We start from the raw sequence: 25,096 nt of genomic DNA on the forward strand, positions 1-25,096 counted from the left end.
GGCCCCACCCCGCGCAGCAAAACAGCCGGCGGGTCCGAGCCCCGCCGGCTGCTGCGGTCGACGGCCTAAGGCCTACAGCCTTTCTGTTCAGTTGTAATAGCTCACAAAGTCGCCGATCGACTTGCATTCGATCTTCCCCGCGTTGCCCGCCTGGCCGAAGGCGGTCATCCGCGCTACGCAGACCTCCTTCATCGCCTGGCGGGCCGGCTTCAGGTAGTCGCGCGGGTCGAACTTCTCGGGGCTCTCGGCGAACACCTTGCGGATCGCGCCGGTGATGGCCATGCGGTTGTCGGTGTCGACGTTCACCTTCCGCACGCCGTGCTTGATGCCCTTCTGGATCTCTTCGACGGGCACGCCGTAGGTCGGGTTCATCTTGCCGCCGTACTTGTTGATGATGTCTTGCAGCTCTTGCGGGACGCTCGAGGAGCCGTGCATCACCAGGTGGCAGTTGGGCAGCCGCTTGTTGATCTCGACGATGCGGTCCATCGCGAGCACCTCGCCCGTGGGCTTCTTCGTGAACTTGTACGCGCCGTGGCTGGTGCCGATGGCGACCGCCAGCGCGTCGACGCCCGTGTCCTTCACGAACTGCTCGGCCTCGTCCGGGTCGGTGAGCAGCTGGTCGTGCGAGAGGGCCTCGGTCGCGCCGTGGCCGTCCTCTTGCTCGCCGCCGCCGGTCTCCAGCGAGCCGAGGCAGCCCAGCTCGCCCTCGACGCTCACGCCCTGCTTGTGCGCGGACTTAACGACTTCCTTGGTGACCTTCACGTTGTAGTCGTAGTCGCCCGGCGTGGCGCCGTCCTCCTTCAGCGAGCCGTCCATCATCACGCTCGTGAAGCCGTTGTCGATCGCGCTCTGGCAGGTCTCGGGGCTGTTGCCGTGGTCCTGGTGCATCACGATCGGGATCTTCGGGTACAGCTCCGCCGCGGCCAGCATCAAGTGCCGCAGGTACGCGTCCTGCGAGTACTTCCGCGCGCCACGCGACGCCTGGATGATCACCGGCGACTCGGTCTCCTCGGCGGCCTCCATGATCGCCTGGATCTGCTCCATGTTGTTCACGTTGAACGCGGCCAGGCCGTAATCGTTCTCGGCGGCGTGGTCCAACAGCAGACGCATCGGCACGAGGGGCATCGGAGACTCTCCTCTTTCTTGCTTGCTTGCTTCGAACGGGCTGACTCGCTTGCCACAGGCGACAAACCTGTGCGGGGCCGGCCGGCCTGGCCACGGCGCCGCCTGTCCAGGTCCAACCACAAGGTTACCGCGACGAGCGCCCAACCGCGAGGGTCAGCCGACCCCCCCGCGGCCACGAAGCGAGCCCCCAGGCGGCGCAGCCGCGTCAGAACTCAGGCCGGTCCGGGTCGCGGGCGGCGGCGGCGAAGCCCGCCGGCAACGGCGCCTGCACGAGCCGCACGACGATCGCCTTCCGCTCGCCGGAGACCTCGCCGTCGGCGCGGTGGAAGAACGCGCCCAAGCTGCTGTCGGAATAGTCGCCGCGGCTGGTGACCAGCAGCATCTCGCCGACGACCAGCGAGGCCTCGATCCGCATGCTCGGGAAAGCCCGCTCCTCTTGCATCGGCTTGGGGTACTGGATCGCCGCGCCGTCGGCCACGTAGCGCATCCGCGGCTGGCCGTGGTGGACCTCCGGCGCGAGCGACACCGTGTGCCCCCCGCCGGGCTGGGGGTCGACCTCCAAGCGGTACACCGCGCGGGCCTGCTCGAACGGTTCGCCGACCGGGCCGTCCGACTCGTTGAGCAACAGCGTGGTCCGCGCGACCAGCCCCGACGCGTCGAGCAGAATCGGCTCGCCCGGCCGCACCGAGCGCTCGGTCTTCTTCACACCGGTCGGCGCAGTGAGCTTCGCGCCCTGGTCCTGAGCGGCCGCGTCGTCGGCCACGGCCGGCGCCGGGTTGAGCAGGCGGACGACTTCCCGCGAAGGGACGCCCCCCACGACCCCCGCCCTGAAACCGTTGCGCCGCAGCGCAATGCGGAGCGCCTCGTCGAGGCGCTCCTCTTGCACGAAGCGCCACAGCTCCGCCTGGTCGTCGACCTCCGCGCTGGGGGGCAGCGTCGCCCAGTAGATCTCCATCCGCACCGCGTCGGGCGACGGCGCCGCCGGGCGCAGGGGCGAGCCGACCGGCAGCGGCCGGTCGCTGTCGACGATCAGCATCGAACCGCAGCCCGCCGCGCCAACCAGAGCCGCCGCGACCAGCACCGCGCCGACCCACGCCATCGCGGCGGCGGCAAGCAGCGGTGGCGACCGGCGGCGCATGCGGGACTCGTGGGGAAGCTCCGGGGGCGACGGGCTCCGGCGCCGCCGCGCGGACCGTAGCGGCCGCTACCTCGCCGAGCAAGACCGCCAGGGCCCGTGCGTCGTTTACGGCTGAAAACAGACGGCCAACCTCAGCGATCTGCCGAAGGCGGAGCCGAGAACGCCGAGAGCGGCGAAGACTCGGCGGGCGGGGCCGCTCAGCCCGCCGCGCGGCGCGGCGGCAGCGGCGCCATCTTGGGCGTCGCGTACCGGTCCCCGACGACCGCGCCGTGGCTCGCTAGCAGCTCCGCGAAGTCCGACTCCAGCAACGTGAAGAGGTCGGCCGGCGGGTCGGCCGCGAGCCACTTCCGCCCCAGCCGCGCGGCGTTCGCGTCGTAGCCCTTCTGGCGTGGCCCGTGAGCGTAGCACCGCCCCTCGTGGCGCCGGAGGTCGCCGTCCATCCCCGGCGAGACGTGCCACAGCTCGTGGACGACCGTCGTCAGCCGCTCCTCAAGCGGGTGGTCGAAGAACCGCGGCAGGTAGAAGTTGAGCAAGTACAGGCACTCTCGCCCGCAGGGCGCCACGACACGTGGGCAGGCGTACCAGCGGCGGCGGACACGGCCGGTCGTGGCGCCCCCCTCGAACCGCAGCGGCGTGAGCGACGCCTGCAAGCCGTGGGTCGCGCGGGTCCGCGCCTGGCGGTACCCCACGGCGACGCGGTCCATGTCGATGTGCGAGAGCTCCTCGACCCGCCGGCACAGGTCGCGGCACAGCCGCGTCATCTCGGCGGTGAAGTCGAGCGCCACGGCTTTGTCTCCGCGATCTGTAGCTTCCCAACCGTCGGCGGCGCCCGCCGGCCCGCCACCTATTGAAGCGTCCCGCCCGCCACGGGGCCACGCCACTACGGCCGGGGGGGCGCAGAAGACGGGCGGCGTCCCTATAGGAAGCGCCGCCCGTTGTCGTTTGCTGGCCGAACCGAGTAGCTCAGGCCTTCTTCTCGTCGCCCTTTTCTGCAGAGGCTTCTTCGGCGGAGGCTTCCTCGGCGGGCGCCGCTTCGGCGGCGGACTCCTCGGCGGCCGTTTCTTCCTCGGCGGGCGTGCCGGCGGTTTCCGGCTCGTCGTCGTCGGCGGCGAAGGCCGGCTTGGCCGACTTCTCGACGACGCGGTCGTTCTTGCCGACGAACTCGAGGATCGCCTGCGTGCCGGCGTCGCCCAGGCGGGGTTGGGCCAGCCGGAGCACGCGGGTGTAGCCGCCGGGGCGGTCCTCGAAGCGCGGGGCGACCTCTTCAAAGAGCACCGCGACGGCGTTCTTGTCCCCCAGCAGCTTCAGGCAGCGGCGACGGGCCGCGACGGTCGGCGCGATCGTGGCGTTCCACTCGCGCCAGCCGTCGCCTTCGCGCCACTTCTTCCACTCGTCGGAGCCGCGTGCGGCGGACGGCTGGAGCTCGGCCGCCTTGCGCGCGGCGGGCAGCGACTTCTTGGCGATCGTGACGCACTTCTCGACCAGCGGGCGGACCTCCTTGGCCTTGCTGATTGTCGTGACGATGCGCCCCGGCACCTTCGGCTCCGACTCCAAGTCGATGAACCGCAGGTCCTCCATGTCGCGCTCGGTGAGGATGAGCGCGCTGGCCAGGCTGCGGAGCAGCGCCCGCTGGTGGCTCGGGTTGCGGCCGAGTTTGCGGCCTCGACGGCGGTGACGCATGGCGTTTGGCTATCGGCTTGTTGGCTGTCGGCCCTGGGCCGACGGGACTACGTAGGTTGATGCTCTAGCTGACAGCCGCCAGCCGCGAGCCGCATTGTCTCAGACGCTCATTGTCTCAGACGCTCACCGGCGCCGAGACCCGCATGCCCAGGTGCAGGCCCAGGTTGCGGAGCTTCTCTTGCACCTCGGTGAGCGTGGTCTCGCCGAAGTTGCGGACCTCCAGCAGCTGGTCCTCGGTGCGGGTGACCAGCTCGCGTACGGTGAGGATGTTCTCCGACTCGAGGCAGTTGCCCGCGCGGACGCTGAGGTTGAGCTCGGCGATCGGCATGTTGAGCTTCGCCTCGACGGCCGGGTCGAGCCCGCCCGTGGCGGCCGAGCGGGCCGGCGAGCGGACCTGCGGCCCGAGCTCCGAGTACTGCACGAACGGGTTGAGGTGCTTGCGGAGGATCTTGGCCGACTCGACCATCGCCATCTCGGGGCCGACCGAGCCGTCGGTCCAGATCTCGAGGGTCAGCTTGTCGTAGTTGGTCTTCTGGCCCACGCGGGTCTCCTCCACCTCGTAACGCACGCGCGTGACGGGGCTGAAGATCGCGTCGACCGGGATGATCCCGATCTCTTGCACGCCGGCGGAGTGCTCGCTGGCCGGCACGTAGCCGCGGCCGTTCTCGATGACCATCTCCATGACGAACGGCACGTCGTCGGTCAGCGTGGCCACCACGTGGTCCTTGTTGACCACCTCGACCGACTCGTCGGTCTCGATGTCGCCGGCCAGGATGTCGCCGGCCGAGTTCTTCTCGACGCGGAGCACCTTGGTCGAGTCGAGGTGGTTCTTCACCACCAGCGACTTCACGTTCAGCACGATGTCCGTCACGTCCTGCAGCACGCCCGGGATCGTGGTGAACTCGTGCTGGGCGTTGTGCAGCTTGATCTGCGTGACCGCGCTGCCCTCGAGGCTCGACAGCAGCACGCGCCGGAGGCTGTTGCCCACGGTCGCGCCGAAGCCGCGGTGGAACGGCTCGGCGACGAACTTGCCGTAGGTGCTCGAAAGGGTCTCCTGCTCGCAGGTGACCATGCTGGGCAACTCGAGTCCACGCCAACGGATATGCATCGGGGTCTCCTTCGGGGCGGCTGTGTGTTTCTGGGCCGTCGGCTGTCGGCTGTCGGCTGTTTGTTCGAATCGAGCGACGGATCGGGCGCGTCGGGCGGTCGGCCACGCGTTGGCGGCCGACGGCGTCGCGCGGTTAACGCGAGCAGAGCTCGACGATCAATTGCGTGTCGATCGGCAGCGAGACGTCCTCCGACGAAGGGAGCCGGCCCACGATCCCCTCGGGCACCTGGCTCTCCGTCACGGCCAGGTAGTCGGGGATCGACTTCTGATTCTCCGATTGCGCGGCGCGGACCGCGTCGAGGCTCACGGCCCGGTTCTTCACGCGGACGACGTCGCCGGCGCGGACCAGCGCCGACGGGATCGTGCACTTGCGGCCGTTGAGCGTGATGTGCCCGTGGTGGATCAGCTGCCGCGCCTGCGAGCGGCTCACGCCGAAGCCCAGCCGGTGCACGACGTTGTCCAGCCGACGCTCCAGCAGCGTCATGAGCACGTCGCCCGTGGCGCCCTTGGACCGCTCCGCCTTCTGGAAGTACAGGCGGAACTGCTTCTCGAGCACCCCGTAGTAGTGCTTGACCTTCTGCTTCTCGCGGAGCTGCTGGCCGTAGTCGGTCATCTTGCCGCGACGCGATTGCTGCTGGCCGGGAGGGCCTTCGCGGCGCTCGAACGCGCACTTCGCCGAATCGCAGCGGATGCCTTTGAGGAACAGCTTCATGCCGTCGCGGCGGCACAAACGGCAGACGGGTCCGGTGTAACGAGCCATTGAAAGGGAGGCTGTAGGCTTTGGGCTGTAGGCTGTAGTGGGGGAACCGGAGCCGAGGGCGCCAGCCCTCGGAGCGAACCTGACTCGAACTGTCGCGGGGAAGCGACTCGCGCCAGGCCGATTAGACCCGGCGCTTCTTCCGCGGCCGGCAGCCGTTGTGCGGCAGCGGCGTGATGTCCTCGATCGACTTGACCTTCAGGCCGGCGGCCTCCAACGCGGTGATCGCGCTCTCGCGACCGCTGCCCGGGCCCTTGACCTTCACGTCGACGTCCCGCATGCCGAACTTCTTCGCCTTCTCGGCGGCTTGCTGCGCCGCGCACTGGCCGGCGAACGGGGTCGCCTTGCGGCTCCCCTTGAAGCCGCTGGTCCCCGAGGTGGCCCAGCAGAGGGTGTCGCCCTTGGTGTCCGTGATGGTCACCGTGGTGTTGTTGAACGTCGCGTTGATGTACGCCACGCCGACGGCGATGTTGCGGCGCGTGCGGCGACGCGAATCGGGTTTGGTCGTCTTTGCCACGCTGGTCTCACGCCCTCTGGGGCGCCTTGATGTGTAACGTTGCGTCGGGAAAACGGTTCGCCCCGCCCCGGGGCGAGCTCTGGCTTCGGTGGCCCTTTCGTTGGTGGCCCTGTCGTTGGCGGCCCTTTCTTTGCCGGCCCTGTCGTTCTTTGGCGGCCCTGTCGTCGGCCGAACGGGGCCTCAGCGGAGGTCCTTCACGCCCTTCTTGCCGGCTACGGTCTTCTTGGGGCCCTTGCGCGTGCGGGCGTTGGTCTTCGTCCGCTGGCCCCGCACCGGCAACCCGCGGCGGTGGCGCAAACCCCGGTAGCAGGCGATGTCCCGCAGGCGCGAGATGTTCTGGCTCACCTGCCGGCGGAGCTGACCCTCGACCGTGTAATCCTTGTCGAGCAAGGCCGCGATCCGGGCCGCCTCGTCCTCGGTCATCTCCCGCGCCCGCGCGTGCGGGTCGATGCCCGCCTTGTTGCACAGCTCGCGTGCGATCCGCGGGCCGACGCCGTACAGGTAGGTCAGCGAGATCAGGTTCGGCTTGTCGCCGGGGATGTCGACGCCTTGCAGACGGGGCATAGGTCGCGGCTCGTGTGAGCGGTGGTTGGTAGTGCTGCTATCTGGATGACGGATCAGCGCCGATCGGTTGCGTGCCGGCCGGCGCCTGCGGGTCGGGCTCAGCGGAACTCCTCGCTTCGCCGGGTCGCAACGGGTAGTGGGGTCGCAGGTAGTCGGGCCGCAACGGGCCGGCGACAACGCCTGGCCGGGTCGCAACCGGCCGGCGGAAGAACCGGCCGGCGGCGGAACCGCTCAGCCCTGACGCTGCTTGTGCCTGGGGTTCTCGCAAACGACGCGCACCACGCCCCGCCGCTTAACGACTTTGCACTTGGCGCAGATCCGCTTGACGCTCGCTCGGACTTTCATCGCTCGATCGGTGGGTTGCCGAGCGGGGGGAGGCTTGCTCCGACCCGCCCGGTGAATTCATCGCCCCGCCCTTCTCGCGGCGCCCGGCCGAGGATCGGCTCGGGCGCCCGCCAGCCCGGCCTCGGGGCCTAGAGCGGGGGCGCTTCGTGTGGCTCGCCTCACTCCCCCGGCCTGCCTGTCGCAGGCGGCCGCTCGGCCCCACGGGGGCCTTCCCCAGGTGCGGCGCCCCCTGCGTGGGGCCGGGAGGTGTAGAGAACCGAGGATGATAGGCGACTCCGGCCACGGGGTTCAACCCCTGTTGGCAAGAGTTTTGCAGCGCCGCCCGTACCCTCCCTGCTGCCGCTGGCCGGCCTGCGGCGCGTTCTCCTAGGGCTTACGCCGCTAGGGGCTGTCTAAAGGCTGACGCCGCTAGGCTCTCCTAAAAGAGGGGCCCCCTGTTGCTGGCTACTGGCTACTGGCTACTGGCTACTGGCCTCCGCCACCCGCTAATCCTCCAACAGCTCCCATTCGTCGTCGCGGGGCGCTTCGGTCAGGCGGCGGGGGCCGTTCTTCGTTATCGCGATCGTGTGCTCGAAGTGGGCGCTCGGCTTGCCGTCTTTGGTGACCTGGGTCCAGTGGTCGCGCAGCAGCTTCACCTGCTTCGTGCCCATGTTCACCATCGGCTCCACAGCGATCACCAGGCCCGGCTCGATCCGGAAGTCCCCCCGCCCGCGGAGCGACCGGCTCACGAAGTTCGGCACCTGGGGGTCCTCGTGCATGTTGCGGCCGATCCCGTGGCCGACGAAGTTCTCGACCGAGCTGTAGCCGTGCTCCTTCACGTAGCGGGCCATGGTCGACGCGATCTGGCTCCAGCGGGTCTTGGTGTGCAGCAGGTCGAACGCCAGGTCGAGCACCGCCTGGGTGCAGTCCAGCAGCCGCTGCACCGGTGGGTCGACCTCGCCGACCTTGTACGTGTAGGCCGCGTCGCCGCACCAGCCGCCGATCCGCACGCCCGTGTCGAGCGACAGGATGTCCCCCTCCACCAGCGGCGTGTCGTCGGGGATGCCGTGGACGACGGCCTCGTTCTTGGACATGCAGGTGACCGCGGGGAAGTCCGGCTTGCCCTCCTCGTGGTTCGGGTAGTTCAAGAACAGCGGCGTGCCGCCGCGGCTCTGGAAGTACTCGGCGATCGCGGCGTCGATCTCGCGGGTGGTCGCGCCGGGGCGGACCATCTCGCGGGCGATCTGGTGGGCCTTCCACACGGCCAAACCAGAGCGGCGCATCAGGCGGATCTCGCGTTCGCTCTTGAGCTGGATCACGCCTAGCGGTCGCCTTGGCCGGGGGCGGTGTGGTGGATCGGTGGAACGGGCGGCGCCGGCGCCGACACGCGGTGGGCGCGCCCGGCGGGGGCTCGGCCGCGTGTGGCCGCGTGGCGGCTCGGCGCGAGGCCCGCCGCTCGCCCGGGGGGCACAGCGGAAAACGCCGGGGGGGCGATCCGAGCCGCTCCGCCGCGGGGCCGCGTGGGCTCGCCCCTCGCTAGAGAGGAACTCTCTCACGCGACGCGGAGCGTGTCCAGCGCCTCACGCACGCGGTCGAACACCTCGTCGGGCGAGCCGACCGCGTCGATCCGGCGGAGCACGCCGCGGCCCTCGTAGTACTCCACCAGCGGCGTGGTGAGCGTGTTGTAGAACCGCAGCCGCTCGCGGATGGTCTCTTCGGTGTCGTCTTCCCGGCCGCGCGCGGTGAGCCGCAGCAGCAGCTCGTCCTCGGGAACCACGAACTGGATCGCCGCGTCGAGCGGCGCGCCGCGATCGGACAGCAGCTTGTCGAGCGCTTTGGCCTGGGGGAGCGTCCGCGGGAACCCGTCGAACACGTAGCCCCGCTTGCTCTGGGCGTCGCTGAGGCGGTCGGTCACCAAGCGCATGACCACGTCGTCCGGCACCAGGCGGCCGTCGCTCAGGTACTCGGCGGCCTGGGCGCCGACCTCGTCGCCCGCGTCGCGCGAGCTGCGGAGCACCTCGCCGGTCGACAGGTGGGTCACGCCGAGCAGGTTGGCGATCCGGATCGACTGGGTGCCTTTGCCGGCGCCGGGTGGCCCGATGAAGACGACTCGCATGTTGGGCCCTCCCGTTGCGGCTGTGCGCCGCGTGGCCGCGGCGAGCGGCCGTTTCGCTCGGCCGAGTCGTGGCCGGCCGCGCCGCTGATCGGCCATTGTAGACCGGCGCACAGCGCATCCCCCACGGCGCGGTTGCGCAACCTCCCGAATTAGTCCAGGAGGCCCGTGTAGTTACGCATTACGAGGTGGCTGTCGATTTTCTGGACCAGGTCGAACGCGACGCTCACGGCGATCAGCAGGCTTGTGCCGCCGTAGAACATGGCGACCGTCCAGTCGACGTTCAGCCACATCACGATGAGCGTCGGGATGATCGCGATCAACGCGAGGAACCCGGCGCCCACGTACGTGATGCGAAACATCACTTTCTCTAGGTAGTCGGCCGTCCGCTTGCCGGGGCGGTAGCCGGGGATGAACGAGCCGTAGTTCTTCAGGTTGTCGGCCATGTCCTTCGGGTTGAAGGTGATGGCCGTCCAGAAGTAGCAGAAGAAGTAGATCAGCGCGAGGAACACCAGGTTGTAGATGAACGTGTCGCGCTGGAAGGCCTCGTTCAGGCCGATCACGAACGACCGGGCCCAGGCGCCCTCGTCCCAGCTCTGGGTGGCCATCTGCGCCAGCGGCTGCAGCGCCAGGGCGGGGAACATCAGCAGGCTGCTGGCGAAGATGATCGGCATCACGCCGGCCTGGTTGACCTTCAGCGGCAGGTAGCTCTTGCCCCCGCCCATCACCCGGCGGCCGCGCTGGTGCTTGGCGCTCTGCATCGTGATGCGGCGCTGGCCGAGGGTGATGTAGACCGTGCCGATGACCACCGCGAGGAACATCGCGGCGAGCATCAGCAGCTTGGGCGGGTCGAGCCCGCCGGTGTCGCCGAGCGTCATCGACGACTGCTCGTACAGCGTGTACCCGGCAGCGGGCATCTGCGCGAGGATGCCGGCCATGATCAGCAGGCTGATGCCGTTGCCGATGCCGTACTCGTCGATCTGCTCGCCGAGCCACATCAAGAAGATCGTTCCGGCGGTCATCGTCAGCACCGACACGATGAACCAGCCCCACGTGAGCGCGCCGGTCTCCGGGTAGGTGAACTCGGCCGCGATCAGCCCCTGCGACGCGCCGAACGACTGCACGAAGAACGCGCTCTGGATCAGGCAGAGCACCACCGTCGCGTAGCGGGTGTACTCGTTGATCTTCTTGCGGCCCGCCTCGCCCTCCTTCTGCAAGGCCTCCAGCTGCGGGATCACGCTCCCCAGCAGCTGGAAGATGATCGACGCCGAGATGTACGGCATGATCCCCAGACCGAAGATTGTCAGGTTGTTCAGCTGCGCGGCCGACAGCACCGCCACCTGTTTCAGCAGGCTGTTCAGACCGCCGGAGCTCCCTTGGAACTCCGCCAGCGCGTCGGCGTCGACCACCGGCAGGCTGATCTGGAAGCCGATCCGGTAGATCGCCAGCATCAAGAGCGTGAGGCCGATCTTCCGACGCAACTCGGGGATCTGCCAGATGACGCGGAGCTTCTCGAACATGTCGGCGGGGGGCCAGCGGCGGGCGGCGGCGGACGGGCCGGCGTGCGGTGCACAGGGCGTGCGGAGCACGGCGGACTCGGCCCCGACGCCCCCGGGGGGGGATCGGCAAAACCTAAAAGCTAGGCGGACCGCACGGCCCAGGGCAAGCCCGTTGCGAGCCGCCCGGGCCCGCTGCGAGCCGCCCGGCACGCACGCCCGGCCGGGTCTCACTCGCCGCCGGCGGCGGCGGCCTTCTTGGGGGTCTTGCCTTGCTTCTCGGCGACGGGCGTCTTGCCCGGCACGACGACCATCGAGCCGCCGGCCTTCTCGATCTTCTCGGCAGCCGACTTGCTGAACCGGTGGGCGCTGACCGTGAGCTTCTTGGTCAGCTCGCCCTCGCCGAGGATCTTCAGCTCGTCGAAGCGGCCCTTCGCGAGGTTCTTCGCCTTGAGGACCTCGGGCGTGACCTCGTCGCCGTCGGCGAACGCGTCGTTGATCTCGCCGACGTTCACGACCACGACGGTCTTCGCCCACTTGTTGTTGAAGCCGCGCTTGGGGATGCGCTGCCACAGCGCGGTCGAGCCGCCCGCGAACATGCGGTGCGGCGACGAACCGGCCCGCGAGCCGGCGCCCTTGTGGCCGCGGCCGGCGGTCTTCCCGTGGCCCGATCCCGGGCCGCGGCCGATCCGCTTGCGCTTGCGGTTCTTGTGGATGCCGCGGTTTACGTCGTTCAGGATCATGGCAGCGTCACTCCTCGCAGCTCTTCGATCTTCGACTTCGGCCGGAGTTGCTTGAGGGCCTCCAGCGTGGCCTTGACCAGCGGCAACGGGTTATTCGAGCCGAAGCTCTTGGTCAGGATGTTGTGGATGCCGGCCGACTCGCAAACCGCCCGCACCGCCGCGCCGGCGATCACGCCGGTGCCCTCCGACGCGGGCACCAGGATCACCTCGGCCCCGCCGAAGCGGCCCTTGACCGTGTGGGGGATGGTCGACCCCTCCATCGGCACGGTGATCATGTTGCGCATGGCGGCCTTGCGGGCCTTCTCCACGCTCGGCGGCACCTCGTTGGCCTTGCCGTAGCCGTGGCCGACCTTGCCCTTGTTGTCGCCCACCACCACCAACGCGGCGAAGCTGAAGCGGCGGCCGCCCTTCACGACGGCGCTGCAGCGCTTGATCTTCACCACGTTCTCGGAGAGCTCGCCTTGCTGGCGTTCTCGGTTGTCGCGTCGGTCGCGGGCCATTGGAAAGGCTGGAGGCTGGAGGCCGGCGGCCGGAGGCGCTAGCTCCGTTGCCGCCGCTTGAGTTGTTTAACGGGTCAGAACTGGAGGCCGCCTTCGCGGGCCGCTTCGGCCAGGGCCGCCACGCGGCCGTGGAACTTGTAGGGCCCGCGGTCGAAGCAGACCTCCTTCACGCCGGCCGCGGTCGCCCGCTCGGCGATCGCCTTGCCGACGGCGGCGGCCGCTTCGGCGTTGCCGCCGTACTTGACCTGCCCGCTGAGCTGCTTGTCGAGCGTCGACGCCGAAGCGAGCGTGCGGCCGGTCTCGTCGTCGATGACCTGAACACCGATGTTCCGGTGCGAGCGGGTCACGCACAACCGCGGACGCTCGGCGTCGCCACGCGTGCGCTTCCGGACGCGGAACCGCCGCCGCGTGCGTTGCTTGCCAAGGGCTTTCTGCTTGTCCATTCTCGTGTGACCTTGCGGCGGCCGCCGGCGGCGGCCCTGGGGCTAGTCTCGACGGGCTAGTCTCGACGGGCTCGTTTCGACGGGCTCGTTTCGACCCGGGGTCGGTTCGTTTGCTTCGCGGCGGCTTGGTTGACTGGTGGCCCTACTACTTGGCGGCCCTGCTACTTGGCGGCCTTGCCCGCCTTGCGGCGGACCTGCTCACCCTCGTAGCGGATGCCCTTGCCCTTGTAGGGCTCCGGCTTGCGGACCGCGCGGACCTCGGCGGCGAACTGACCGACCTTCTGCTTGTCCAAGCCCTTCACGACGATGTGTGTCTGGTCCGGGCAGGTGACCTCGACCCCTTGCGGGATCTTCTTCTGAATCTCGTTGGCGAAACCCACTCGCAGCTGCAGCGTGTCGCCCTGGATGGCGCCCAGGTAGCCCACGCCCTGGATCTCGAGCCGTTTCTCGTAACCCTCCGACACGCCGTGCACCATGTTCGCCAAGAGCGCGCGGGTCAGGCCGTGGTAGGCCTTGTCCTCGCGGTCCTCGCCGTGGCGGGTGCAGACGACTTGCTTCGCGTCGTTGTCGATCTCGACGGACACCTCGGGCCGGTGCTCGTAGGTGAGCTTGCCGAGCTTCCCCTCGACCGTGATCAAACGGCCGTCCAAGGCGACCTTCACGCCGTCGGGGATCGATACGGGTTTCTTGCCGAGTCGGGACATGGTTGGGGGCTATCGGCTATCGGCTGTCAGCTTTCGGCTGGGCCTTCGGTTGGTTTCTCGGGGATCGCCGCCGACGGCCGACAGCCGACAGCCGACAGCCTATCTCTCAGTACAGCTCGCAGAGGACCTCACCGCCGAGGTTCTTCTGCCGCGCCTCGCGGTCGCTCAGCACGCCGCGGCTGGTGCTCACGATCGAGATCCCCAACCCGTTGAGCACCGGCCGGAGGGTCTTCGCTTGGGAGTACACCCGCCGCCCCGGCTTGCTCACGCGGCGGATCGACTGGATCACGTGCTCGCCGTTCGGGCCGTACTTCAGGTCGATGCGCAGCTGCTTGCCGGCCGCGCCGTCGACCTCTTCCTCGGCCCAGTCCCAGATATAACCCTCGCGCTTGAGCACCTCGGCGACGCCCCGCTTGACTTTCGAGAGAGGCATCTGCACGGCGGCCCGCTCTACACGCACCGCGTTGCGGATACGGGTGAGCATGTCGGCGATCGGGTCGGTCATCATGGGTGGTTAGAGTCCTGTGGCCTGGGAGTCGGCGTCCTGGGGCGCGGGGGCTCGGTAGGTTCTTGCGTTCGGTCGGTTCCGCCGGCTCGGAGCCGGCGGCCGCCTTGGATTGGATGTCTTCACTCTCGCCTGCGTTCGGTCGCCTGCGATCGGGCGCCGCAGGCGCGCTCGCTCACCAGCTCGCCTTGCGTACGCCCGGGATCAGCCCCCGGTCGGCCAGCTTGCGGAAGCAGATGCGGCAGATGCCGAACTTCCGGTACACCGCGCGAGGCCGGCCGCACATCTTGCAGCGGTTCTCTTCGCGGGAGCTGAACTTCGGCTTCCTCTCCGCTTTCGCGATTTTTGATTTGCTCGCCATATTTGGCTGGTCGGGGTGGGTCCGCTGGGTGGTGGTTTCGTCGCGTGGGGGTCCGCGTGGAGACTCGCTGTCGCTCAGGCGGCGCCGGCCGTGTCGGCCCGGGTGAACGGGAAGCCGAACATCTCAAGCATCTGGCGCGCCTCGTCGGGGGTGGCGCCGGTCGTGCAGATCGCGATGTTCAGCCCTTGGGGGCGTGTGTACTTGTCCGGGTTGAGCTCGGGGAAAACCAGCTGCTCGGTCAGGCCCAGGCTGTAGTTGCCCTGCCCGTCGAAAGCCGACCGCTTCACGCCGCGGAAGTCGCGCACCCGCGGCAAGGCGATCGAGATCAGCCGGTCGAGGAACTCGTACATCCGCACGCCGCGGAGCGTCACCTTCGCGCCGATCGGCATCCCCTCCCGCAGGCGGAAATTGGCGATCGACTTGCGGGCGCGGCAGACCTGGGCCTTTTGGCCGGTGATCTCCGACAGCGCGGCGGTCGCTTCCTCGATGTGCTTCTTGTCGCTGATCGCGCTGCCGACCCCCATGCTGACCACGATCTTCTCGACCCTGGGCAGCGACAGACGGTTCTTCCGGCCGAGCTTCTCGGTCAGAGCCGGCAGGATCTCTTTCTCGTACTGTTCTTTCAGGCGGGCGGTGGCGGCCATTTCTTGTTCGCTAGGTTCTGTCGCGACGGCTGTTCGGGCGGGGCGACACTTGGCTTCTGGCTTGCTGGGCTTCTGGCTTGCTGGGCCTGTGGTTTGGCTTGGTTCGGCTTCGCGGAGGCTCGGTTTCTCGCGGCGGGTGCTACTTCTTCGCGTAGCGGGCCTTGGCGGGGGCGATCTCGCCGGCGCTGGCGCCGCACTTCCGGCAGAAGCGTTCCTTGGCGCCGTCGTCCGCGTAGCGGGCGCCCAGGCGCGACCTCGCGCCGCAGCTCTCGCAGTAGTACTGCATGTTGCCGACCGGGATCGGCATCTCTTTGCTGAGCCGCCCGCCCTGCGGGTTCTTCTGGCTCGGCCTCACGTGCTTGAACACCTTGTTCACGCCCTCGACGATCGCCTTGCCGGCGAGCCGGTCGATCTTCACGACCTTGCTGCGCGTGCCCTTGTCGGCGCCCGCGATCACGACGACGGTGTCACCAGTTTTTATGAGCATGGGTATCGGCTATCGGCTGTTGGCTTGGTCGCGTCGGTCTTGTCGCGTCGGTCTCGTCGCGTCGGTGGCTGGCAGCCCAGAGCCGACAGCCGACAGCCCCTTGTCAAACTACTTCTTGTCAAACCACTTCGCTGGCGAGGCTCACGATCTTCATGAAGCGGCGTTCGCGCAGCTCGCGGGCGACCGCTCCGAAGATCCGCGTGCCGCGCGGGTTGTTGTCCTTGTCCACCAGCACGACCGCGTTGGAGTCGAACCGCACGTAGCTCCCGTCGGAGCGGCGTGTCGGGGCCTTCGCCCGGACGATCACGCCGCGGACGACCGCCTTCTTCTTCACGTCGCTGCCCGGGATGACGCTCTTCACGCTGCAGACGATCACGTCGCCGACGCCGGCGAAACGGCGCCGGCTCCCGCCGAGCACCTTGACGCACATCACTTCCTTCGCGCCCGTGTTGTCCGCGACGTTCAGCCGCGATTGCATCTGGATCATCGTCTTCTCTGCTAGTGCTTAAACCGCGCCGCCGGGGCCGGACCGCTTGGTTGGGGGATGCCGCTTACGGGGCGTCGTTGTCGGCCGGGGGCGCCGGGGCATCCGCCTGGCCGGCGGCCGGAGCGGCTTCGCCCTCGCCCGAGGCGGTGGCCGCCGCCTCGGCCTCGAGCTGCGCCTTCTGCGCCGCCTTGAGGGCGATGAGGTCGACCGCTTGGCTCTTAGCGACAACGCGGACCAACTCCCACCGCTTCAGCTTGGACTTGGGCGGGCACTCGATGATCTCGACGGTGTCCCCCTCGCCCGACTCGTTCTGCTCGTCGTGCACGTGGCAGACCGTCTTGCGGCGGACGAACTTCCCGTACTTCGGGTGTTGGACCACACGCGCGATCTCCACCCGACGGGTCTTGTTCGCCCGGTCGCTGGTGACGACGCCGATGACTTGTTTCTTAGGCATGGGAAGGAGCTGTCGGCTGAGCGGCGCCGGTTGCTGTGGGTTGGTTCGCGGTGATACGGGGTTCGGTTCGGCGGCTTGTCGGCTAGCTCGCGGCGGCGGCTTTCTTGCGATCGGCCGACTTCTCACGCTCCGCCAACTTCTCACGCTCGGTAAGCACGGTCTTGCACCTCGCGATCAGCCGCCGGTTGCGGCGGATCTCGCTCGGGCTGTCGAGCTTCTCGGTCTGCGCCTGGACGCGGAGGCGGAACAGCGTGTCGGCCGCTTCGGCGATCGTGGCGGTGAGCTGCTCTTCGCTCATCTCGCGGAGTTCTTTGGCTTTGGTCATCGTGGTCGCTGTCGGCTTTCGCCTGTGGGCTGTCGGCTCTCGGCTGCGGGCTGTCGCCTGTGGGCTGTCGGCGGCGGGCCGACAACCCAAACGGCTCAAATGACTTCTCGTTTCACCAGGCGGACGCGGACGGGCATCTTGTGGGCCAAGCGGGCGAAGCAGATCTTCGCCGCCTGCTCCGTGATGCCGGCCACCTCGTACATCACGGTCCCCGGCTTCACGACCGCGGCCCAGAAGTCCGGCTCACCCTTGCCCTTGCCCATGCGGGTCTCGAGCGGGATCGACGTGACACTCTTGTCTGGGAAGATGCGGATATAAAGCCTGCCCTCGCCGCGCACGTACTGCTGCGCGGCGATACGGCCGGCCTCGATCGTTTGGGCGCTGACCCAGCCCCCTTCAACGGCCTGCAGACCGAATTCACCGTAGATCACGCGGTTGCCGCGTGTGGCGTTACCTTTTATACGCCCTCTTTGGCTTTTTCGATGCTTGACCCTCTTGGGCATCAGCGCCATCGTTTTGGTCCTCGTACTCGCCTTGGTTGATCCACACCTGGATGCCGATGTGGCCTTGCGGTGTCTTCGCTTCCACGAACCCGTAGTCGATCTTCGCCCGCAGCGTGCTCAACGGCATCGAGCCGGCGATCTGCTTCTCGCGGCGGGCCATCTCCGAGCCGCCGAGGCGGCCGGCCATCTGGATCTTGATCCCCTTGGCGCCGGCCTCCATCGTCTGCTCCAGCGCCCGCTTGATCGTGCGGCGGAACGCGGCCCGCTTGCTCAGCTGCTCGGCGATGTCCTCGGCGACCAGGTGGGCCTGCAATTCGGGGCGGTTGATCTCTTCGATCTTGATATTGATGCGGCGGCCGACCAGGCCCTGCAGCTCGTCCTGCAACTGCTCGACCTGCGTGCCCTTGCGCCCGATGATCACGCCCGGCCGCGCCGCGTGCAGCACGACCTTGACCTCGTCGCGTGTCCGCTCGATGTGGATCTCGGGGATGCCGGCCGACTTGTATTTCTTGTTGATGAATGCGCGGATCTTCTGGTCTTCGATCAGCAGATCGGCGAACTCTTTCTTCGACGCGTACCAACGGCTCTTCCAGTCCAGCATGATGCCGGTGCGGAAGCCGATAGGATTGACTTTCTGACCCATGGGGGGAGGCTGCGGGCTGTAGGCGGTTGGCCGTGGGGGGCCGCCGGTCGGCCGGCTCAAGTGGCGGCTGCTCTGCTCTGCTGGGCTCTGCTCTGCTCGGCTCGGCTCTGCTCTGCTCGGCGGTGGTTTCGCTATTCGACGGCAACCGTGATGTGGGCGAATCGCTTCTTGATCACGTGCGCCATGCCGCGGGCGCGGGGGCGGACGCGCTTGAACATCGGGCCGCCGTCGACGCGGACCTCGACGACCCGCAGGCCGCCGCGGTTCGGGGCGCCCCGGTCCTCGGCGTTGGCGAACGCGCTCTGGATCACCTTCTCCAGCATCCGCGCGCCGCGGTGCGGCTGGACCTTGAGGATCGCCAGGGCGTCGTCGACACGCTTGCCGCGCACCAAGTCGGCCAACGGACGGACCTTGGTCGCGCTGATGCGGGCGTGGCGGTGTTTTGCTGTGTAGGCCATAGGAGGCTTGAGGCTTGAGGCCGCAGGCTGGAGTGTCGGTGGTTCCGACTCTTGCGCGATTGCAGCCCGTTCTCCTCTTCTTTGTGTCTTTCTGTTATCGCCACGTTCCGCAGGTGAAGCCTCAGGCCTGCGGCCCCGAGCCTCACCCGCTCAGCTACTTCTTGCCCTTGCCGCCGTGACCGCGGAAGCTCCGGGTCGGCGCGAACTCGCCGAGCTTGTGCCCGACCATGTCCTCGGTCACGAACACCTTCAGGTGCTGCTTGCCGTTGTGCACCATGAACGTGTGCCCCACGAACTCCGGCACGATCGTGCAGGCGCGGGCCCAGGTGGTGATCGGCTCTTTCGCGCCCGAGTCGTTCTGCTTCTCTACTTTCACGTAGAGCTTCGGATCGACGTACGGGCCTTTCTTTAGGGAACGACTCATGGGAGAGGCTGGAGGCTGGAGGCGGTAGGCTGGAGGCCGTTATCGGGCGACCTTGTGTTGCTACAGGCCGACTCCCGCCAACTCGATTCCGATGTTTGATAGGTTGGGTTCTAACTAAAGCCCGGCGGCCGCCGGCCGCCCGCCTTATTTCTTCACGAGCTTCTGCACGCCGTACCGCTTGCTCTTGCGGCGGCGGACGATCGCGGCGTTGGACGGCTTGCGACGCTGGCGCGTCATGCCGCCCTTGGCGCTCTTGCCTTCGGGGCTGACCGGGTGGCGGCCACCCTTGGTGCGGCCCTCGCCGCCGCCGTGCGGGTGGTCGACGGGGTTCATCGCGGTGCCGCGCACGTGGGGGCGTCGGCCGAGCCAGCGTTTGCGGCCCGCCTTGCCGAGCCGCACGGCGCCGTGGTCGGGGTTGCTGGTCGAGCCGACCACCGCGCGGCACGCGGCGGGCACGCGGCGGATCTCGCCGCTGGGCAGCGAGATCTGCGCCCAACCCGCCTCGCGGGCCATCAGCGTCGCGCTCGTGCCGGCGGCCCGGCAGAGCACTCCGCCGCGGCCGGCGCGGAGCTCGACGTTGTGCACGACGGTCGCCAGCGGGATCTTCGACAGCGGCAGGCAGTTGCCCACCCGCGGCGGCGCGTCGTCGCCGGACTGGACCTTGTCGCCGGCGGTCAGGCCGACCGGCGCGATGATGTAACGCTTCTCGCCGTCCTCGTACTTCAGCAGCGCGATCCGCGCCGAGCGGTTCGGGTCGTACTGGATCGAATCGACCTCGGCGAGCATGCCGTCCTTGTTGCGGCGGAAGTCGATCAACCGGTAGCGCCGCTTGTGCCCCCCGCCCCGGTGGCGGCAGGTGATCTTGCCCTGGTTGTTGCGACCGCCGGTCTTCTTGATCGGGCGCAGCAGCGACTTCTCCGGCTTCGCGCCGGGGGTCAGCTCCTTGAAGTCGCTGACCGACGCGTTGCGACGGCCTGCGCTGGTCGGCTTGTAGACTCGGATGCCCATTTGGGAGGCGCTAGTTGGGAGGCGCTAGGCGCTAGTTCGTGCTACTGAATTTCTTCTGGGGCTGCCGGGGGGGGGCCACCAAGCGCCTTGCGCCTAGCGCCTCCCAACTAGCGCCTAGAAAAAGTCAATCCGGTGTTCTTCGTCCAAGGTGACGATCGCCTTCTTCCAATCGGCCGTGCGGCCGAGGCGGAAGCGGGTGCGGCGGAACTTCCCCTTGCGGTTCTGTGTGGCGACCTTGACCACCTTCACGTCGAACAGCTTCTCGACCGCGCGACGCACGTCTTCCTTGGTCGCCAGCTTGTTGATCTCGAACGTGTACGCGTTGTTGCGCGTCGACTTGTGCACGCCCTTCTCGGTCACCAGGGGCTTGATGATCACCTGGTGCGGCTCGAGCGTGAGCGACGTCGTTTGCGGGATGTGGCGTGGCATGGTAGCGGTTGGCTGTTAGCCGTTGGTCGTTGGGCGCGCCGTTGGTCGGACGCACGGCGCCGGTCGTCAGGCGCTGGCCTCGGACGCGGCGCCGTTCTTCTTGTGCTGCGCGGCCGACTCCTTCAGCTTGTCCAGCGCCGACTTGGTCACCACCAGCCGCTTCGCGCTGAGCAGCGACAGGGCGTTCAGGTCGCTGGCGGGCGACACGCTCACACGCTGGATGTTGCGGGCGCTCTTGTAGACGTTCGGGCTCAGGCCGTCGGTGGCGACCAGGATCGAATCCCCCTCGACGCCCAGGTGGCGGAGGATCGAGGCCATCTCCCGGGTCTTCGGCGCGTCGAAGGCCAGGTCGTCGACGATCACCATCTCGTCGTCGGCCACCTTCGAGGCGAGCGCCATCCGCGTGGCGAGCTGCAGCGCCTTGCGGGGCATTCGGTAGCTGTAGTCGCGCGGCTTGATCGCGAAGATGTGGCCGCCGCCGCGGCGGATGCCCGACCGCTTGCTGCCGGCCCGCGCGTTGCCGGTGCCCTTCTGGCGGTACATCTTCTTGGTCGAGCCGGCGACCTCGCCGCGGCTCTTGGTCTTGTGCGTGCCCTGCCGCAGGTTGGCCTGGTACATGACCACCGCGTCGTGCAGCAGTTGCTTGTTGATCGACCGCGCGAAATCCTCCGGCTCGACACTGTAAGTGCCGACCTTGGCGCCTTTGCGATCGTGAACGGTGAGCTTGGGCATGGAAACGGTTATCGGCTCTCGGCCATCAGCTATCGGCGGGGAGCCACCGGCCGACAGCCGGTAGCCGACAGCCGATAACCCCTGTTTACTTCAATTTGTTCGTGGTCCGCACAACGACGAAGCACCCCTTGTGGCCGGGCACCCCGCCGCGCACTAGCAGCAGGTTGTTCTCGGCGTCGATGCCGACGAGCTTCTGGTTGCGCACCGTGGTCCGGCTCGCGCCGTACTGGCCCGCCATCCGCACGCCCTTGAACAGGCGGCTCGGGTACGCGCTGCAGCCGGTGCCGCCCGCGTGCCGGTGGCACTTCTTCACGCCGTGCGTGGCGCGTTGGCCGGCGAAGTTGTGCCGCCGCATCGCGCCGCTGAAGCCGCGGCCCTTGCTCGTCGAGGTGACGTCCACCCGTTCGACGCCCTCCAGGGCGGTCACGGTGATCTCGCCGCCGACCTCGACGCCGCCGGCGAACGAGCCGGCCGGGGCGCGGAACTCGCGCACCAGGCGCTTGGGCTCGCAGCCCGCCTTGGCCAGGGGCTCGACCCCCGCTTCGGCGCGGCCCTTCTGACGCTTGCTCTCGAGCTTCGCGACGTGGCCGCGCTCGCTCCGAGCCGCCAAGCGGCGGGGCTTGTCGAGATAGCCGACCTGGACGGCCTCGTAGCCGTCACGCTCGATCGACTTGACCTGCAACACGTGACACGGCCCAGCCTGGAGCACGGTCACCGGGACAACAGCGCCCGACTCGTCGTAGATCTGCGTCATCCCGACCTTACGGCCCAGGATGCCAGCGGCGGGGATGTTTGCGGACGGGGCGGACATGGCTGATCGTTCAGCGACTTGTCAGTCGGCTTTCAGTCGGCAAGACCCCCGGCGAGCCAGCCCCACGCGGGGCCGGCTGGCGTCGACGGTCGGCGGTGTCGTGTTGCGGTCGCGGTCCCGGGAGACTCGCTCGCCCGCGGGCGGGACCCGCAGGCGAGGCGGCTTACCCGGCCGCCTCCAAACATTGTTTAGGCCTCGGGCTCCTGGCTTCGGGCTCCGGGAGCTACTGGCGCCCGAAGCCGAAAGCCTGAAGCCTCTTTCCGGCGTCAGCCGGTCGTTGCTTTGATCTTGATATCGACGCCCGCCGGCAAGCTGAGCTTGTTCAGGGCCTCGATCGTCTTGGCGGTCGCGTCGACGATGTCGATTAGCCGCTTGTGGGTGCGGATCTCGAACTGCTGCCGCGACTTCTTGTCGACGTGCGGGCCACGGATCACCGTGTACCGCTCGATACGCGTCGGCAACGGGATCGGCCCGTGCACGAGCGAGTTGGTCCGCTTCGCGGTGTCAACGATGTCGGCCGCACTCTGGTCCAAGACCGAGTGATCGTAGGCCTCCATCCGGATGCGGATTACCTCGTTCGCCACTGCCGTTCGCCGCGTTCGCTAAAGGGTGGTTTCTCGAATGCGGAGCCGCCCGCCGATTCGCTCAGCGGGCCGTCGGCCGCGCCCAGAGCGGGCCGCAGCGCTCCCTTACTCGCTCCGCCGCGCTGGGCGGAGAATCGCAAAAGGTACGGACGACTCGCCGGGGTGTCAACGGGGCCAGCGCGCTATTTGGCCGAATCGCCTCCCGCAGAGCCCTCGACGACCCGCTCTGTCCCCTCCACGAGGCCACTTGAACGGTCGTACGGGCAGTGCCGGCAGCCCGACCCGCAGCACCTGCCGCGGGCCAGGAGGAACCGGGCCGTAAACACGACGCGGCCCGCTTCGACGGTGTAGTCCACCCCGGCTACCAGCGGGCCGACGGCGCCTCGAGCGTCAAGCGGCACGGGCCGACCTCCGCCCCGCAGCGACCGGCAGCGCCGCCAAGGCGAGCCACAGAGCGCCGACCTCCGGCACGGGCCGCACGTCGGCGACCGCGTCGATCTCCGGCGTCGTGAGCGAGCCGACCGGGTTGCTAAAGCGGATGAACCGCACCTCGCTGATCCCCCAATCCGCCAGATCGACGCCCAGACCGCCCCCCGACAACCCGTACCCCGCTGCTATCCCAGCCGGCCCAAGGCCCACCGGATCCAGCGCCGGATCGACCGGGAGGGTGAAGTCGGCGGGCGTCGCCCCCGGCCCGGCGGGGAAAAACGTGTCGTGATCGGCCCAGCCGCGGGTCGGGTACCCCCCGTCGGGGGCGGCGCCGGTCAGCGTCACGAAGGTCTCGCCGTCGGCGCTGAGCTCCACGAGGCCCGACTCCGACGCCACGCCGGTGACGACCGTCTGCGCGTCGAAGTCGAAGTCGTTGGTCTCGAAGAACGCGTTCCCGAAGATGAGCAGGTCGACGCCGAACGGGTTCAGCGGGTCGTCGGTGACCGGCTCGTCGAACTCAAGCGTGAGCCGCCCGCCCCTGCCGAGCGAAACCACCTCCGAGGGATCGCCCGCGGGGCTGAACGGCGAGACCACGTAGCCGCCGAAGGCGACGCTCTGCCGCGTCGGCGCGCCGAGGGCGGCCTCCGGGCGGTCGAACAAGACCGGCGGGTCGCTGCCGAACACGGGGGGCACGCCCTCGCCCGGTTCGTACTGGACGACCCGGTCGGCCCAGGGGTCCGCCGCCAGGGTTTCGGCCGCCAGGGTTTCGGCCGCGATCAGCGACAGGGCGAGCAAGGGGGTCTTCACGGGGAGCGTCTCCAAGGTGAGGTAGCGAGCAGAATGAGAGTGGCGAGCAACGCGGCGTCTGGTTCGGGGGCAGCTTGGGCGGGGCCAGCATGGGCGGGGTCAGCTCCCCTGCCGTAGGCGGCGGCCCACAGCTGGTAGTCCTCTTGGTCGATCAGGCCGGAGCGGTCGGCGTCGGCGCCGGCGCCGGCGACCACGGCCGGCTCGCCAAGGGCGTCGCGCCACAGCGTGTAGTCAGCCGCGTCGATCGCGCCGTCGCCGTTGAAATCGCTCGAAGGGCCCGGCCGGGGGGCGGCCGTCGGGAAGCTCGGGAAGAAGCTGAACAGCTCCTCCTCGTTGCGGAGCATCCCCTCCGGGTTCTTCAACAACGTGAGGACCCAGCCGTCGGCGTCGCCATCGGCGAGCGCCCGTGTGCTGAAACCCGAGCCGGCCGTCCCCCACGGCTCGCCGGCCGCGCGGGTCGTGTAGTGCCAGAAGGCCTCGTCGGCGAACCCCTCCGCCCACAGGTCGGCGGCCTCTAGCGGCCGGGCCGTGTCGTTCGGGAAACCCAGGGCGAAGCCGTCGGGGTCGAACGACTGGCCAGAATCGATCGGCAGCTGGCCGTTGGCGTCGCCGTCGTACCCCAACCCGTAAAGCAGCCGCGCGGTCTCCGCGGAGCCATTGAGCTTGGCGAACAGCCGCTCGTCCGCCGCGACCACCGCCGCCAGCATCTGCCGGCCGGTCGCGGCGCCGTCCCACCGGTAGCCCCACGCCAGTGCGGGCCCGGCGTGCGGCGCTTCGTCCCAGTCGATAACAAGCGTCGCGCGATTCGCGCCCTCCCCGACCCAAAAGCCGATCTCGCCAGCCGCCGAGACCGCCGCCCCGGCGCTCGTCAGCAGCAGCAGCAGCATTGGACGTTGCAGCAGGGCGTGCAGCAGGGCTTTGGTCATTGCTCTCCCCCGGCGCGGGTCAACCAGGCGACGAGCCGTTCTTGCTCGACCTCGTCCGCCACAAACTCAACGCCGCCGTCGCAACGCACCGCTTGCAGCCCCCCCGGGTGCATGCTGCCCAGCTCGTTAGCGAGGCCCGCTCGCTCGGCCGGCGCGGCGGGCGGGTTGGGGCGGGTGGCGGCTTCTTGGGCGAACAAATGGGGCCCCAGCGCCCACTCGCACTCGCCCGGCGTGCGGCGGTGGTGCATCTCGCCGACGGCGAGCGTGTGCGCGAGGCCGTCGGTGATGTCCGCCAACGCGACCGGCTGCTCGTACACGAGCACGCCGAGCCACTCCGGGGGGATCGACGAGCGCCCTCCCCCCTCGACGCCGTACAACCCGCCGTAGTCCGTGTACGCGCCGAGCGACGAGGCCTCGTCGCCCGTCACGCTCGGGCATTGCATCAGCGCCAGGCGGGTCGCGGCCGCCGGGCGGTTGGCCGTAGCGGTCACCGGCTGGAGCAGATCGAACCGGTCGAACAGCGCCGGCTCTTCCAAGTAGGGGAGCGTCCAAACCACCCACGACGTGCGGCGCCGGGGCGTGTTGGTCGGCGGGTTCGCGCAGTCGACACAGCCGATAGGCAGACGCCTGTCGCGGCCCGCGTACAGCTGCAGCCCGAGGCCCAACTGCCGGAGCTGGTTCGCGCACGCGGCCCGACGCGCCGCCTCGCGCGCGGCTTGGGCCGCGGGCAAGAACAGCGCGATCAGCACGCCCACCACAGCGATCACCGCCAACAGCTCGACCAGCGTGAAGGCTGGCCGGCGCGCGGATAGCCGCCGTTCTATCTCAAAGACCAACATCCTAGCGCGGCAATCCTCGCCGTGCCGC

Annotated in this window: 36 protein-coding genes; all 36 read right to left on the reverse strand. The window is 68.8% G+C overall.

Going from position 1 to position 25,096, the window contains the following annotated elements:
• Positions 1–87: 87 nt before the first annotated feature.
• Positions 88–1,125: a class II fructose-bisphosphate aldolase gene (fba, locus tag RIC11_RS04280; protein ID WP_350208714.1), complete on the reverse strand. Its 1,038-nt coding sequence runs from the start codon at positions 1,123–1,125 to the stop codon at positions 88–90.
• A gap of 205 nt (positions 1,126–1,330) precedes the next feature.
• Positions 1,331–2,263, reverse strand: coding sequence for a hypothetical protein (locus RIC11_RS04285; RefSeq protein ID WP_350208716.1), 933 nt, complete (start codon positions 2,261–2,263; stop codon positions 1,331–1,333).
• Between the two features lie 197 nt (positions 2,264–2,460).
• Complete coding sequence (locus RIC11_RS04290) at positions 2,461–3,048, reverse strand: hypothetical protein (protein WP_350208718.1); 588 nt, start codon at positions 3,046–3,048, stop codon at positions 2,461–2,463.
• Positions 3,049–3,226: 178 nt separating this feature from the next.
• Positions 3,227–3,943 (reverse strand): bL17 family ribosomal protein, encoded by a 717-nt coding sequence (locus RIC11_RS04295; protein WP_502879370.1) that lies wholly within the window; start codon positions 3,941–3,943, stop codon positions 3,227–3,229.
• Between the two features lie 115 nt (positions 3,944–4,058).
• Positions 4,059–5,051 carry a DNA-directed RNA polymerase subunit alpha gene (locus RIC11_RS04300; protein ID WP_350208720.1) on the reverse strand — a complete coding sequence of 331 codons (993 nt, stop codon included), beginning with the start codon at positions 5,049–5,051 and terminating at the stop codon, positions 4,059–4,061.
• Between the two features lie 133 nt (positions 5,052–5,184).
• Positions 5,185–5,811 (reverse strand): 30S ribosomal protein S4, encoded by a 627-nt coding sequence (rpsD, locus tag RIC11_RS04305; RefSeq protein WP_350208721.1) that lies wholly within the window; start codon positions 5,809–5,811, stop codon positions 5,185–5,187.
• Between the two features lie 121 nt (positions 5,812–5,932).
• The gene (gene rpsK, locus RIC11_RS04310; RefSeq protein ID WP_350208723.1) at positions 5,933–6,325 is read right to left on the reverse strand and encodes a 30S ribosomal protein S11; all 393 of its coding nucleotides are present in this window, start codon (positions 6,323–6,325) and stop codon (positions 5,933–5,935) included.
• A 180-nt stretch (positions 6,326–6,505) separates the two neighbouring features.
• Positions 6,506–6,889, reverse strand: coding sequence for a 30S ribosomal protein S13 (gene rpsM / locus RIC11_RS04315; RefSeq protein WP_350208725.1), 384 nt, complete (start codon positions 6,887–6,889; stop codon positions 6,506–6,508).
• A 231-nt stretch (positions 6,890–7,120) separates the two neighbouring features.
• Entirely contained in the window at positions 7,121–7,234 is a 114-nt protein-coding gene (gene rpmJ / locus RIC11_RS04320) for a 50S ribosomal protein L36 (RefSeq protein WP_350208727.1), read from the reverse strand.
• A gap of 485 nt (positions 7,235–7,719) precedes the next feature.
• A complete protein-coding gene (map, locus tag RIC11_RS04325; RefSeq protein WP_350208729.1) occupies positions 7,720–8,532 on the reverse strand; it encodes a type I methionyl aminopeptidase in 813 nt (270 codons plus the stop codon).
• A 233-nt stretch (positions 8,533–8,765) separates the two neighbouring features.
• Positions 8,766–9,329, reverse strand: coding sequence for an adenylate kinase (locus RIC11_RS04330; protein WP_350208731.1), 564 nt, complete (start codon positions 9,327–9,329; stop codon positions 8,766–8,768).
• Positions 9,330–9,478: 149 nt separating this feature from the next.
• Positions 9,479–10,846, reverse strand: a complete 1,368-nt coding sequence (gene secY, locus RIC11_RS04335) for a preprotein translocase subunit SecY (RefSeq protein ID WP_502879376.1) — start codon at positions 10,844–10,846, stop codon at positions 9,479–9,481.
• A gap of 206 nt (positions 10,847–11,052) precedes the next feature.
• Positions 11,053–11,565, reverse strand: a complete 513-nt coding sequence (gene rplO / locus RIC11_RS04340; RefSeq protein WP_350208735.1) for a 50S ribosomal protein L15 — start codon at positions 11,563–11,565, stop codon at positions 11,053–11,055.
• On the reverse strand, positions 11,562–12,065 hold the full coding sequence (gene rpsE / locus RIC11_RS04345) for a 30S ribosomal protein S5 (protein WP_350208736.1): 504 nt from the start codon (positions 12,063–12,065) through the stop codon (positions 11,562–11,564). The genes rplO and rpsE overlap by 4 nt, the downstream gene beginning before the upstream one ends.
• Positions 12,066–12,139: 74 nt before the next feature.
• Entirely contained in the window at positions 12,140–12,508 is a 369-nt protein-coding gene (rplR, locus tag RIC11_RS04350) for a 50S ribosomal protein L18 (RefSeq protein ID WP_350208738.1), read from the reverse strand.
• Between the two features lie 161 nt (positions 12,509–12,669).
• The gene (gene rplF, locus RIC11_RS04355) at positions 12,670–13,212 is read right to left on the reverse strand and encodes a 50S ribosomal protein L6 (protein ID WP_350208739.1); all 543 of its coding nucleotides are present in this window, start codon (positions 13,210–13,212) and stop codon (positions 12,670–12,672) included.
• 106 nt (positions 13,213–13,318) lie between these two features.
• Complete coding sequence (rpsH, locus tag RIC11_RS04360) at positions 13,319–13,720, reverse strand: 30S ribosomal protein S8 (protein ID WP_350208740.1); 402 nt, start codon at positions 13,718–13,720, stop codon at positions 13,319–13,321.
• Between the two features lie 172 nt (positions 13,721–13,892).
• The gene (locus tag RIC11_RS04365; protein ID WP_350208741.1) at positions 13,893–14,078 is read right to left on the reverse strand and encodes a type Z 30S ribosomal protein S14; all 186 of its coding nucleotides are present in this window, start codon (positions 14,076–14,078) and stop codon (positions 13,893–13,895) included.
• Between the two features lie 74 nt (positions 14,079–14,152).
• Positions 14,153–14,722, reverse strand: coding sequence for a 50S ribosomal protein L5 (gene rplE, locus RIC11_RS04370; protein WP_350208743.1), 570 nt, complete (start codon positions 14,720–14,722; stop codon positions 14,153–14,155).
• Between the two features lie 139 nt (positions 14,723–14,861).
• Positions 14,862–15,209, reverse strand: coding sequence for a 50S ribosomal protein L24 (gene rplX / locus RIC11_RS04375; RefSeq protein ID WP_350208745.1), 348 nt, complete (start codon positions 15,207–15,209; stop codon positions 14,862–14,864).
• A 118-nt stretch (positions 15,210–15,327) separates the two neighbouring features.
• On the reverse strand, positions 15,328–15,696 hold the full coding sequence (gene rplN, locus RIC11_RS04380; RefSeq protein ID WP_350208747.1) for a 50S ribosomal protein L14: 369 nt from the start codon (positions 15,694–15,696) through the stop codon (positions 15,328–15,330).
• Between the two features lie 64 nt (positions 15,697–15,760).
• Positions 15,761–16,150, reverse strand: coding sequence for a 30S ribosomal protein S17 (gene rpsQ / locus RIC11_RS20695; protein ID WP_502879371.1), 390 nt, complete (start codon positions 16,148–16,150; stop codon positions 15,761–15,763).
• An 82-nt stretch (positions 16,151–16,232) separates the two neighbouring features.
• A complete protein-coding gene (gene rpmC, locus RIC11_RS04390; RefSeq protein ID WP_350208748.1) occupies positions 16,233–16,475 on the reverse strand; it encodes a 50S ribosomal protein L29 in 243 nt (80 codons plus the stop codon).
• Between the two features lie 95 nt (positions 16,476–16,570).
• Positions 16,571–16,987, reverse strand: coding sequence for a 50S ribosomal protein L16 (gene rplP, locus RIC11_RS04395; RefSeq protein ID WP_350208750.1), 417 nt, complete (start codon positions 16,985–16,987; stop codon positions 16,571–16,573).
• A complete protein-coding gene (rpsC, locus tag RIC11_RS04400) occupies positions 16,926–17,621 on the reverse strand; it encodes a 30S ribosomal protein S3 (RefSeq protein WP_350208751.1) in 696 nt (231 codons plus the stop codon). Before rpsC ends, rplP begins: the two co-directional genes overlap by 62 nt.
• Before the next feature lie 131 nt (positions 17,622–17,752).
• Positions 17,753–18,079, reverse strand: a complete 327-nt coding sequence (rplV, locus tag RIC11_RS04405; protein ID WP_350208752.1) for a 50S ribosomal protein L22 — start codon at positions 18,077–18,079, stop codon at positions 17,753–17,755.
• A gap of 154 nt (positions 18,080–18,233) precedes the next feature.
• Positions 18,234–18,503 (reverse strand): 30S ribosomal protein S19, encoded by a 270-nt coding sequence (rpsS, locus tag RIC11_RS04410; RefSeq protein WP_350208753.1) that lies wholly within the window; start codon positions 18,501–18,503, stop codon positions 18,234–18,236.
• Between the two features lie 144 nt (positions 18,504–18,647).
• On the reverse strand, positions 18,648–19,511 hold the full coding sequence (gene rplB / locus RIC11_RS04415; RefSeq protein WP_350208754.1) for a 50S ribosomal protein L2: 864 nt from the start codon (positions 19,509–19,511) through the stop codon (positions 18,648–18,650).
• A 114-nt stretch (positions 19,512–19,625) separates the two neighbouring features.
• Complete coding sequence (rplW, locus tag RIC11_RS04420) at positions 19,626–19,940, reverse strand: 50S ribosomal protein L23 (RefSeq protein WP_350208755.1); 315 nt, start codon at positions 19,938–19,940, stop codon at positions 19,626–19,628.
• Between the two features lie 66 nt (positions 19,941–20,006).
• Positions 20,007–20,672 (reverse strand): 50S ribosomal protein L4, encoded by a 666-nt coding sequence (rplD, locus tag RIC11_RS04425; protein ID WP_350208757.1) that lies wholly within the window; start codon positions 20,670–20,672, stop codon positions 20,007–20,009.
• 85 nt (positions 20,673–20,757) lie between these two features.
• Complete coding sequence (gene rplC, locus RIC11_RS04430) at positions 20,758–21,426, reverse strand: 50S ribosomal protein L3 (RefSeq protein ID WP_350209712.1); 669 nt, start codon at positions 21,424–21,426, stop codon at positions 20,758–20,760.
• Positions 21,427–21,749: 323 nt separating this feature from the next.
• Complete coding sequence (gene rpsJ, locus RIC11_RS04435) at positions 21,750–22,067, reverse strand: 30S ribosomal protein S10 (RefSeq protein WP_350208758.1); 318 nt, start codon at positions 22,065–22,067, stop codon at positions 21,750–21,752.
• A gap of 182 nt (positions 22,068–22,249) precedes the next feature.
• Complete coding sequence (locus tag RIC11_RS04440; protein ID WP_350208759.1) at positions 22,250–22,468, reverse strand: DUF5522 domain-containing protein; 219 nt, start codon at positions 22,466–22,468, stop codon at positions 22,250–22,252.
• On the reverse strand, positions 22,458–23,303 hold the full coding sequence (locus tag RIC11_RS04445; RefSeq protein WP_350208761.1) for a hypothetical protein: 846 nt from the start codon (positions 23,301–23,303) through the stop codon (positions 22,458–22,460). Before RIC11_RS04445 ends, RIC11_RS04440 begins: the two co-directional genes overlap by 11 nt.
• On the reverse strand, positions 23,300–24,229 hold the full coding sequence (locus tag RIC11_RS04450; RefSeq protein WP_350208763.1) for a hypothetical protein: 930 nt from the start codon (positions 24,227–24,229) through the stop codon (positions 23,300–23,302). Before RIC11_RS04450 ends, RIC11_RS04445 begins: the two co-directional genes overlap by 4 nt.
• Positions 24,226–25,068: a DUF1559 family PulG-like putative transporter gene (locus tag RIC11_RS04455; protein ID WP_350208765.1), complete on the reverse strand. Its 843-nt coding sequence runs from the start codon at positions 25,066–25,068 to the stop codon at positions 24,226–24,228. The genes RIC11_RS04450 and RIC11_RS04455 overlap by 4 nt, the downstream gene beginning before the upstream one ends.
• Positions 25,069–25,096 lie beyond the last annotated feature (28 nt).

Source organism: Botrimarina sp. (assembly GCF_040219535.1).
GTDB lineage: Bacteria > Planctomycetota > Planctomycetia > Pirellulales > Lacipirellulaceae > Botrimarina.